Origin of the sequence: Sphingomonas segetis, assembly GCF_009720245.1 — a bacterium.
GTDB classification, from domain to species: Bacteria; Pseudomonadota; Alphaproteobacteria; order Sphingomonadales; family Sphingomonadaceae; genus Sphingomicrobium; species Sphingomicrobium segetis.
In genome coordinates, this window is sequence record NZ_WJSQ01000118.1 from 1 (window position 1) to 8,652 (window position 8,652).

Annotated in this window: 12 protein-coding genes; 6 read left to right on the forward strand and 6 right to left on the reverse strand. The window is 66.5% G+C overall.

The window, feature by feature from the left end; all coding sequences use genetic code 11:
- Positions 1-47 precede the first annotated feature (47 nt).
- From GH737_RS10920 to GH737_RS10930, 3 genes are read left to right on the forward strand one after another with little or no spacing between them, the layout of a single operon-like run.
- Positions 48-1,055, forward strand: coding sequence for a PhoH family protein (locus GH737_RS10920; RefSeq protein WP_155264851.1), 1,008 nt, complete (start codon positions 48-50; stop codon positions 1,053-1,055).
- Positions 1,055-1,558, forward strand: coding sequence for an rRNA maturation RNase YbeY (ybeY, locus tag GH737_RS10925; protein WP_155264861.1), 504 nt, complete (start codon positions 1,055-1,057; stop codon positions 1,556-1,558). The genes GH737_RS10920 and ybeY overlap by 1 nt, the downstream gene beginning before the upstream one ends.
- Complete coding sequence (locus GH737_RS10930; protein WP_155264852.1) at positions 1,558-2,445, forward strand: hemolysin family protein; 888 nt, start codon at positions 1,558-1,560, stop codon at positions 2,443-2,445. The genes ybeY and GH737_RS10930 overlap by 1 nt, the downstream gene beginning before the upstream one ends.
- Here the strand turns inward: GH737_RS10930 and GH737_RS10935 are convergent.
- A complete protein-coding gene (locus GH737_RS10935) occupies positions 2,442-2,864 on the reverse strand; it encodes a VOC family protein (RefSeq protein ID WP_155264853.1) in 423 nt (140 codons plus the stop codon). The two genes, GH737_RS10930 and GH737_RS10935, sit on opposite strands and share 4 nt — an antisense overlap.
- 78 nt (positions 2,865-2,942) lie before the next feature.
- On the opposite strand from GH737_RS10935, the gene lnt reads away from it, so the two are divergent.
- Complete coding sequence (gene lnt / locus GH737_RS10940) at positions 2,943-4,457, forward strand: apolipoprotein N-acyltransferase (protein ID WP_155264854.1); 1,515 nt, start codon at positions 2,943-2,945, stop codon at positions 4,455-4,457.
- A gap of 55 nt (positions 4,458-4,512) precedes the next feature.
- Positions 4,513-5,727, forward strand: coding sequence for a methionine adenosyltransferase (gene metK / locus GH737_RS10945; protein WP_155264855.1), 1,215 nt, complete (start codon positions 4,513-4,515; stop codon positions 5,725-5,727).
- Positions 5,728-5,731: 4 nt separating this feature from the next.
- Here metK and GH737_RS10950 read toward each other — a convergent pair whose 3' ends face one another.
- Both GH737_RS10950 and GH737_RS10955 read right to left on the reverse strand, forming a co-directional pair.
- Entirely contained in the window at positions 5,732-6,211 is a 480-nt protein-coding gene (locus tag GH737_RS10950) for a DUF2231 domain-containing protein (protein WP_155264856.1), read from the reverse strand.
- 51 nt (positions 6,212-6,262) lie between these two features.
- The gene (locus tag GH737_RS10955; RefSeq protein ID WP_196233113.1) at positions 6,263-6,616 is read right to left on the reverse strand and encodes a hypothetical protein; all 354 of its coding nucleotides are present in this window, start codon (positions 6,614-6,616) and stop codon (positions 6,263-6,265) included.
- Positions 6,617-6,674: 58 nt separating this feature from the next.
- Here GH737_RS10955 and trmB point away from each other — a divergent pair, with 58 nt between their 5' ends.
- Positions 6,675-7,373, forward strand: coding sequence for a tRNA (guanosine(46)-N7)-methyltransferase TrmB (gene trmB / locus GH737_RS10960; protein WP_155264858.1), 699 nt, complete (start codon positions 6,675-6,677; stop codon positions 7,371-7,373).
- Here trmB and GH737_RS10965 read toward each other — a convergent pair.
- The 3 genes from GH737_RS10965 to GH737_RS10975 form a co-directional block, all read right to left on the reverse strand.
- On the reverse strand, positions 7,370-7,771 hold the full coding sequence (locus GH737_RS10965) for a type II toxin-antitoxin system VapC family toxin (RefSeq protein ID WP_155264859.1): 402 nt from the start codon (positions 7,769-7,771) through the stop codon (positions 7,370-7,372). The genes trmB and GH737_RS10965 overlap by 4 nt on opposite strands.
- Positions 7,768-8,022 carry an antitoxin gene (locus GH737_RS10970; protein ID WP_155264860.1) on the reverse strand — a complete coding sequence of 85 codons (255 nt, stop codon included), beginning with the start codon at positions 8,020-8,022 and terminating at the stop codon, positions 7,768-7,770. The genes GH737_RS10965 and GH737_RS10970 overlap by 4 nt, the downstream gene beginning before the upstream one ends.
- A gap of 32 nt (positions 8,023-8,054) precedes the next feature.
- Positions 8,055-8,652, reverse strand: a 598-nt coding sequence (locus tag GH737_RS10975) for a PQQ-dependent sugar dehydrogenase (RefSeq protein ID WP_196233114.1), incomplete at its 5' end; no start/stop codon positions are given.

Genomic DNA, 8,652 nt, shown 5'->3' on the forward strand with positions numbered 1-8,652 from the left:
GCCGAGCCCGAACGGGCCGCGCGCGCGATCGCCCGGCGTGCCGCCTGATGGCGCGCCGCGACCTTGCCGTCGCCGACCGCGCGCGGCTCGAGATCGAGTTCGAGCAGCCCTATCTGCTCGGGCCGCTGTTCGGCGATTACGACCGCCACCTGATCACCATCGAGCAGCGGCTGGGCGTGCACATCGCCGCGCGCGGCAACCGCGTGCAGATCGAGGGCGATGCCGACGCCGCCGCGCGGGCGCGCGACGTGTTGATCGGGCTCTACAACCGGCTTGACAGCGGCCACGACGTCGATGCCGAAGCGGTCGAGGGAGTGCTCGGAATGGCCGCCCAGCCGCACCTCGACGGCATTATCCAGGAGGAAGTCACCTCCGCGCCGCGGGTGATGATCCGCACGCGCAAGAAAACGATCGTCCCACGCTCGGCGATGCAGACGCCGTACATGGAGGCACTTTCCCGCGACGACATGATCTTCGGCCTCGGTCCGGCCGGCACCGGAAAGACCTATCTGGCGGTCGCGCAGGCGGTGTCGCAGCTGATCAGCGGAAGCGTCGACCGGCTGATTCTGTCGCGCCCCGCAGTCGAGGCGGGCGAGCGCCTCGGCTTCCTTCCCGGCGACATGAAAGAGAAGGTCGACCCCTATCTGCGGCCGCTCTACGACGCGCTTTACGACATGCTGCCGACAGAGCAGGTCGAGCGGCGGATCGCGACCGGCGAGATCGAGATCGCGCCGCTCGCCTTCATGCGCGGCCGCACGCTCAACGATGCCTTCATCATCCTCGACGAGGCGCAGAACACCACGCCGTTGCAAATGAAGATGTTCCTGACCCGCTTCGGCATGCGCAGCCGGATGGTGATCTGCGGCGACCCGCACCAGGTCGACCTTCCAGACCCGAGCAGGTCCGGGCTCGCCGACGCGGTCAATCGCCTCGAACGGGTGAAGGGGATTGCCGTCGTGCGCTTCACCGCGGCGGACGTGGTCCGCCACCCGCTGGTCGGCCGCATCGTCGATGCCTATGAAGGACCGAACGCCGTTCGTGACGTGGGGGCATGATGCTCGAGATCGCGCTCGAGAGCGACGAGGAATGGGACAGTAGCCGCTCCTGGGAGCAGCTCGTCCGCAAGGCCGCGGAAGCGGCGATCGGCGAAAGCGCCTATCCCGAGCTCGCGGAAATCGAGCGAAAGGTCGAGATTTCCGTCACGTTGACAGGCGACGAACAGGTCCGAGCGCTCAACGCGCACTGGAGAGGCAAGGACAAGCCGACCAACGTCCTCTCCTTCCCAATGGCTGACGAGCGTGATTTGAACAGGGCAAATATTGCTGTGTCGGAACTGTTGCTGGGCGACATCGTGCTCGCGCGTGGCGTTTGCGTGAGCGAGGCAGCGGAGAAAGGCATAAGCGTCGAAGACCATGCCAGGCACCTGCTCGTGCATGGCACGCTGCACCTGCTCGGCTACGACCATCACGACGACAGGGAAGCGGCCGATATGGAGACCCGCGAGGTACGAGCGCTTTCACGGCTCGGAATCGCCAATCCCTATGAGGTGACCGCCTGATGGCGACCCGGGGAGACGATGGCGGTTCACCGCTCTGGCGCAGCATGCGGCACCTGATCTTCGGCGACGAGTCCGAGCCGACGCTCCGCGAGGAAATCGAGGAGGCGATCGACGAAGCCGAGGAGGACGACGGTTCCGCGCCCGTCGCGGGCGACCTCAGCGCCGCCGAGCGCCAGATGCTGCGCAACCTGCTCCACTTCGGCGAGGAAACGGCGGGCGACATTTGCGTGACCCGAGGCGACATCATCGCGGTGCCGCAGCACATCAGCTTCGAGGACCTCGTTGCCGCCTTCGCCGACGCCGGGCACAGCCGCCTGCCGGTCTATGGCGAAAGCCTCGACGAGGTGATCGGCATGATCCACGTCAAGGATGTATTCGTTGCCAGCATCGACCCGACGCGCGAGCGGTCGATCCAGGCCTTACTGCGAGAACCCCTGTTCGTCCCCGAGTCGATGGGCGTGATCGAGCTTCTCGCCCGGATGCGCGCGGAGCGCGTCCACCTCGCGATCGTCGTCGATGAGTTCGGCGGGACCGAGGGGCTTCTGACGATCGAGGACATCGTCGAGGAGATCGTCGGCGAAATCGAGGACGAGCACGACGACGCCGAAGCCGCCATGCTGACCTTGCTCGAGGACGGGCTGTGGGAAGCCGACGCCCGAATCGAGCTCGAAGAGCTGGCGGAAGCGGTCGACCGCAGGCTCTCGTCCGACGAGGACGAGGTCGACACGCTGGGCGGGTTGATGTTCCTGCTCGCCGGCCGCATTCCGGCGAAAGGGGAATGCGTCGCTCACTCGTCGGGCTGGAAGCTCGAAGCGGTCGATTCCGACCCGCGCCGAATCATCCGGGTCCGGCTCCATGCCCCGGAAGAGGAGCGGCTACACGATTAGTTTCTGGCGAACAGCCTGGCCGGGTCCGCCATCGCCTTGAACTCGAGCGCGTTGCCGGCGGGATCGAGGAAGAACATCGTCGCCTGCTCGCCGGCCTGGCCTTCGAAGCGGACGGTCGGCGCGATCACGAATTCGACGCCCGCTTGCTCGAGCCGGGCTGCGAGCGCCTTCCACTCCTTCATGCGCAGCACAATTCCGAAATGCGGCACCGGCACCTCGTCGCCATCGACACGGTTGGTGGCGCGAATCCGCGCCTCCTCCGGCGCAAGGTGCGCAACAATCTGGTGCCCGTGGAGGTCGAAGTCGACCCACTCGTCGGCGCTTCGGCCCTCCGGGCACCCGAGCAGCTCTCCGTAGAACCGCCGCGCCGCGGCAAGGTCGTCGACCGGAAAGGCGAGGTGGAACGGGGGCAGACTCATGGGCGTTTCCCTGCGCCCAGGACGGGGTGCTTGTCGAGGCTTTCGCTAAACCCCGGTACCCGCTAGCCATCGGCGACAATGCTGTACGTCCTGTATGCCTTCATTGCCGGCGCTGTGTCGGCCTTCGCCTTCGAGCCGGTCGCCTGGTGGCCGCTGATGCTCGTCGCGATCGCCGCGCTGTGCGAGCTGATCGACCGGACCAAGTCACTTCGGCGCAGCCTCGCTCTCGGATTCGCGTTCGGGTTCGGGCAGTTCGCGATCAGCCTCAACTGGATCGCGACCAGCTTCACCTACCAGTCGAACATGCCGGCGTGGCTCGGCTGGGTCGCGGTCATCGTCCTTTCCCTCTATCTCGCACTTTATCCCGCGATCGCGGCCGGCCTCGCGTGGCGATTCGGCCGCGACGACCGCGTGGTGCTGGTGTGCGTGCTCGGCGGCGGCTGGGCGATCACCGAATGGCTGCGCGGGAGCATGTTCACCGGCTTCCCGTGGAACCCCGCGGCGGCCGCGCTCGCGCCGACGCCGCTGATCGGCGTGACGCCGCTGGTCGGCACCTACGGGATGTCGGCACTGGTCGTGCTTCTCGGCGGTGCGATCTGGCTCGAATATTACAAGAAGTGGCTGCCGCTCGTCGTCATCCTCGCAATCGCCGTGTTCCTTTGGGTGCTGCCGTCATCGGCCGTTCCGCCGGACCCGCTGACCGTCCGCAACGTCCGAATCGTTCAGCCCAACATCGGCCAGCAGGACAAGTGGCGGCCCGGGTTCGAGGAGGAGGCCGCGCGCCGGCTCGCGACGCTGTCGGGCCCGCCGACCGGGGTTCCACGCCTCCTGCTGTGGCCCGAAGCGGCGGTGACCGAGCCGCTCGAGGACGCGCGCACCGATGGGCACCAGGCGATGGCGCTGTTCGAGCGGACTCGCGCCGCCTCGCTGCTCGGCCCTTCCGACGTGCTGCTGACCGGCGGGATCGCAATAGGATCGAACGACGGAGTCCGCGTCGATTCCGCCGCGAACAGCATCTTCGCGATCGCGCCGGGCGGCCGGGTGATCGGACGCTATGACAAGGCCCACCTCGTCCCGTACGGCGAATATCTGCCGATGCGGCCGCTGCTGTCGGCGATCGGCCTGTCGCGGCTCGCGCCGGGAGACTTCGACTTCACGCCAGGGCCCGGGCCGCGGACCATCGATCTCGGCGGGCAATGGGGCAAGGTCGGCTTTGCCCTCTGCTATGAAATCATCTTCTCCGGTCACGTGGTCGACTGGCAGGACCGGCCGGGATTCATCTTCAACCCGTCGAACGACGCCTGGTTCGGCCGCTGGGGGCCGCCCCAGCACCTCGCTCAGGCACGCCTCCGCGCGGCCGAGGAGGGACTGCCCGTGCTGCGCGCGACGCCGACCGGGATCAGCGCCGTCGTCGACGCCCGCGGCAATGTCGTGAAGCAGATCGGGTGGCGGCAGGCGGGCGTGATCGACGCGGTGCTTCCGCCAGCGGCCAACGCCCCGCCGCTGTTCGCGCGCTTCGGCAATTCGATCCCCATCTTCTGGGCCTTCGTACTGATCGCGGCCGGCATTGTATTGGGCCGAAAGCGCCGCTAGAGGGCGCCATATAAAGACTTCCTTATATCCTGAAGTTCGAGGCCGCCTTCAGCCCATGCGCAGCGATTATCTTTTCACGTCCGAATCCGTGTCCGAGGGGCATCCCGACAAGGTCGCGGACCAGATTTCCGACGCCATCGTCGACCTTTTTCTGAGCAAGGATCCGGAGGCGCGCGTCGCCTGCGAGACGATGACGACGACCAACCGCGTCGTGCTGGCCGGCGAGATCCGCGGCCACGGGATCATGGACGAGGAGGGCAATTGGGCCCCGGGCGTTCGCGAAGAGATCGAGCAAACCGTCCGCCAGGTCGTCAAGCGCATCGGCTATGAGCAAGAAGGTTTCCACTGGGACCGGTTCGACTTCTCCAATCACCTTCACCCGCAGTCGACCGACATCGCCCAGGGCGTCGATGCGGCGGACGACAAGGACGAAGGCGCGGGCGACCAGGGCATCATGTTCGGCTTCGCCTGCGACGAGACTCCCGACCTGATGCCGGCGACGCTCGACTACAGTCACAAAATTCTGATGGAGATGGCGAAGGACCGCCATTCGGGCGCGGCGCCTTTCCTGGAGCCGGACGCCAAGAGCCAGGTGACGCTGCGCTTCGAGCAGGGCAAGCCGGCAAAGGCCACCGCGATCGTCGTTTCGACCCAGCACAAGCCCGGCTACGACAAGGGCGAGAAGCAGGCTCAGCTCCATGCCTACGTCAAGGAGGTGGTCGCGCGGGTCATGCCGCAGCAGCTGCTCGGCAACGAGACCGTCTATCACATCAACCCGACCGGCAGCTTCGAGATCGGCGGACCCGACGGTGACGCCGGGGTCACCGGCCGCAAGATCATCGTCGACACCTACGGCGGCGCGGCGCCCCACGGCGGCGGCGCCTTCTCCGGGAAAGACCCGACCAAGGTCGACCGCTCGGCGGCCTATGCCGCGCGTTATCTTGCCAAGAACATCGTTGCTGCCGGCCTCGCCAAGCGCTGCACGATCCAGCTCGCTTATGCGATCGGGGTGTCCGAGCCGCTGTCGCTCTATGTCGACACGCACGGCACCGGCACCGTCGGCGACGATCGAATCGAGGGCGCGATCGGCCGCATCGGCAAGCTCGGCCGCCTCACGCCGCGCGGCATCCGAACGCACCTCGGGCTCAACAAACCGATCTACGGAGCGACGGCCGCCTACGGCCATTTCGGCCGCAGCGCGCAGGGCGACTTCTTCCCGTGGGAGCGCGTCGACCTGGTCGAGGAGCTCAAGGCGGCAGTCGCCGCCTAGAGCGTCAGTGGTTGGCGGCGTCCTCCACGCCGATGCCGTGTCGGAAGACGAGCTCGCCGCCCTTCCAGCCGCTGTAGACCAGGATCAGCACGACGACTGCGGACAGGATCACGCCGGTCCCGCCGATCGCGGAATCGCTGTTCAGCCTGACGAAGAAGTTGACGATCTCCAGCACCACCGCCGTGACATTGGCGAGCATGTGCTTGACCGCATCGCCCATGCTGCGGATGCGTTCGTCGCCCATGAAATCGGTCAGGCCGGCCACCGCCGCCAGCGCCGCCATGACGATGCCGACGCCGAGCAGATAGCGCGACGCGGTCGCCCAGCCCGGATCGTGGTTGTTGAGGAACACGATATCGGTCACCAGCACGCCGATGAAGCAGACGATCGGGAACGGGATCAGCATCGGGTGAATGGGATGCCCGCCGATTTTCGCCGTGCTGCGGGGATGGCCCGCGCCCGTGCGCTCATTCGTGGTCGCCATGACGCTCTCCTCCTTCGCCGGATTGGACGCGCCGCGGCGGCAAGAAGTTCCCTATCCCTCCCGGCAGCGCACCCAGCGGCGCTTGCCGAGGCGCCACAGCGAACCGTCGTAGGTGCGGCCTTTCGCCGTGACGCGCAGGCGCGCTTCGTGGCGCAGAGCCTGCTTGTCGGTGAGGTCCAGTCGCAGCTCGCTCGGCTCGAGCCAGGATTGCGCGACGGAAACCGGGATTTCGCGGCCGTTGTCGGTCAGCCGCGCCGAGACGACCGAAGGCACCGCCGTATGACTGATGACTATGGCGATCTCGATCGGGTGCGCTCCCGCTGTGCGGCAGATCATGCCACCGGTTGCAAAGGCGGGAGTCGCTGAAAGCGCGGAGCAGAGCGCGGCAAGGACAAGTTTGTTCATCCGCGCGAGGGTGCGCGGGCCTTGCTGAACCGGAACTTGCGCGGCTAGGCGCCGCCGCGTGACCGCGTTCAAATCCGGCGACCCGCTGACCCTCAACCGCCTCTACGGCCGGTCAAGCGGGCACAAGCTGCGCAAGGGCCAGCAGGAACTCGTCGACAAGCTGCTGCCCGAGATCGAAGTGCCGGCGAACGGCGAGATCAGCGCGCGCGCGCTGTTCGGCGACGGCCGCCCGCTGCATGTCGAGATCGGCTTCGGCTCGGGCGAGCATCTCGCCGACCGCGCCGACATGCTCCCGGACCACGGCTTCATCGGCGCGGAGCCGTTCCTCAACGGGGTCGCCGCCGCGCTCGCGCACATCCGCGACAAGCATCTCACCAATGTCCGCCTGTGGCGCGGCGATGCGCTCGAGGTGCTCCAGCGAGTGCCCGACGGCGCGCTGAGCTTCCTTTACCTGCTGCATCCGGACCCGTGGCCGAAGGCGCGGCACGCGAAGCGAAGGATGGTCAATGATGCCCCGGTCGACCTGTTCGCGGCGAAGCTGAAACCGGGTGGCGAGTTTCGGCTCGCCACCGACGACCCGACCTATCTCACCTGGTCTCTGATGATCATGCAGCGCCACACGGATCAACTCGAATGGCTCGCCGAGCGGCCGCAGGATTTCCTCGAACCATCGGGCGGCTGGATCGAGACCCGCTACGGCGCCAAGTCGCGGCGGGAAGGGCGAAGGCCTTATTACCTGCGCTATAGGCGCCGCTAGGCGGCCCAGTTCTCGACCCTTAGCCCCGGCACACGCCGGAACTCGCGCTCGTTTGCAGTGACAAGCGTTGCGTCGAGCGCCAGCGCATGCGCAGCAATGAAAAGGTCGTTGGCACCGATCGGAGTTCCTGCACGCTGCAGTTCTGCGCGAATACGGCCGTAGATTGCATCGGCTGGAGCATCCAGGGCGACGACCTCCAGCCTCCGGAGCAGCGCACTCAAGCGATGGGCAGTTCGAAACGCAGGATTGCGGCAGACGCCGAAGCGCAACTCCGCCAGGACGATGATGCTCGTGAACACGGAAGCTCGCTTATTCTCCAGATCGAAGCGAAGGTCCGTTGCGCCTCCCGAATTGCGAACAATTTCCGTGATCGTGTTCGTATCGAGCAAGTAGCTCATGGAAAATCGACCGGCTCGGGCGGAGGGTCATCGATTTCGGGCCATTCTTCGTCCGTGATCGGACCTTCCCGACGCCACTTCTCGAGAAGCGCCGCTATTTCCGACCGACGGTCTTCGGCGGGTTCGATAATCAGTCGCTCCCCCTCCTTGTGCATGACGACTTCGGTACCCGGCATCCGGAATTCTCGGGGGATTCGGACAGCTTGGCTTCGTCCATTGCGGAAGAGCTTGATTCGGCGATGAAGGTCCACAGCGAAAAATGTGTCATATCACATGGCATATGTCAACGCCGCGGCGTCAGCCTGAGGAGCCGCGCGTTGGGACCGTCCTCAAGCAGATAAACCGCGCCGTCCGGGCCCTGGTCGGCGGCGCGGATACGCTTGCCCATGGCCCATTCATCCGCCTTGCCCGCCTGGTCGCCGCTGATCTGCACATGGATCAGCGCCTCACCCGACAATGCGGGAATGAGCGCATCCCCCTTCCATTCGGGGAAGAGGCTGCCGTTGTAGATCAACAGGTCGGCCGGGGAGATCGACGGGTTCCACCATGCCTTGGGCGCTTCAAAGCCGTCGCCGGGCCGGTGGTCCGGAATATCGACCCCATTGTAGTTGGTGCCGTTCGAGACGTTGGGATAGCCGTAGTTGCGGCCCTTCACGATCAGGTTGAGCTCGTCGCCGCCCTCCGGGCCCATCTCGATCTCCCACAGCCGCCCGTCCGGCGCGAAGGCGAGGCCCAGCGGGTTGCGGTGACCGAGCGTCCAGGTCTCGGCGGGCGTGAGGTTCGGGCCGGGCCAGGCGACGGTGCGCGAGGGCGCGTCCTTCGCGGCCACGCTGTCCGCCGGAGGATCGGTGACCTGCAGCGAAGCAGCACCGGTGCGCCCG

Excerpts from the sequence above, each read along its gene's own strand:
- GH737_RS10955 (WP_196233113.1), bottom strand. The coding sequence starts at position 6,616 with ATGAACAAACTTGTCCTTGCCGCGCTCTGCTCCGCGCTTTCAGCGACT.
- ybeY (WP_155264861.1), top strand. The coding sequence starts at position 1,055 with ATGCTCGAGATCGCGCTCGAGAGCGACGAGGAATGGGACAGTAGCCGC.
- GH737_RS10965 (WP_155264859.1), bottom strand. The coding sequence starts at position 7,771 with ATGAGCTACTTGCTCGATACGAACACGATCACGGAAATTGTTCGCAAT.
- GH737_RS10950 (WP_155264856.1), bottom strand. The coding sequence starts at position 6,211 with ATGGCGACCACGAATGAGCGCACGGGCGCGGGCCATCCCCGCAGCACG.
- lnt (WP_155264854.1), top strand. The coding sequence starts at position 2,943 with ATGCTGTACGTCCTGTATGCCTTCATTGCCGGCGCTGTGTCGGCCTTC.
- metK (WP_155264855.1), top strand. The coding sequence starts at position 4,513 with ATGCGCAGCGATTATCTTTTCACGTCCGAATCCGTGTCCGAGGGGCAT.
- GH737_RS10930 (WP_155264852.1), top strand. The coding sequence starts at position 1,558 with ATGGCGACCCGGGGAGACGATGGCGGTTCACCGCTCTGGCGCAGCATG.
- GH737_RS10920 (WP_155264851.1), top strand. The coding sequence starts at position 48 with ATGGCGCGCCGCGACCTTGCCGTCGCCGACCGCGCGCGGCTCGAGATC.
- GH737_RS10935 (WP_155264853.1), bottom strand. The coding sequence starts at position 2,864 with ATGAGTCTGCCCCCGTTCCACCTCGCCTTTCCGGTCGACGACCTTGCC.